This is a genomic window from Pseudoalteromonas sp. S1610 (genome assembly GCF_005887465.1).
Classification (GTDB): domain Bacteria; phylum Pseudomonadota; class Gammaproteobacteria; order Enterobacterales; family Alteromonadaceae; genus Pseudoalteromonas; species Pseudoalteromonas undina.
In genome coordinates, this window is record NZ_PNDI01000061.1 from 1 (window position 1) to 396 (window position 396).

The 396-nt window shown below is 41.2% G+C and carries 1 rRNA gene; it reads right to left on the reverse strand.

The window, feature by feature from the left end:
- Positions 1-139: ribosomal RNA gene (locus tag CWB77_RS16370) — 16S ribosomal RNA — on the reverse strand; the annotation flags it as partial.
- Between the last annotated feature and the right edge of the window lie 257 nt (positions 140-396).

Below are 396 nucleotides of genomic sequence, written 5' to 3' on the forward strand. Positions count from 1 at the left end.
CAAGGCATCTTCCCAAGCATTACTCCCCCGTCCGCCGCTCGTCAGCAAAGTAGAAAGCTACTCTCTGTTACCGCTCGACTTGCATGTGTTAGGCCTGCCGCCAGCGTTCAATCTGAGCCATGATCAAACTCTTCAATTAAAAAGTTTTATGTCTTTCGACAGCTCAATGAATTCTGAATTTATTTAATATCTTTCGATATTGAATTGACTGTGCTGCAATTCCTACCTAAGTAGTTATTGCTGTTGGTCACTCAGTTTCAATTGAGACTCTAAATTTGTTTGCCTCACTACCTAAGTAGCTTGGCTGTTAGAACTCAATCTGTACGAGTGCCCACACAGATGATTGCTTTATATTGTTAAAGAACGTTGCGATTAAAGCGTTAAACTTTATCTCGC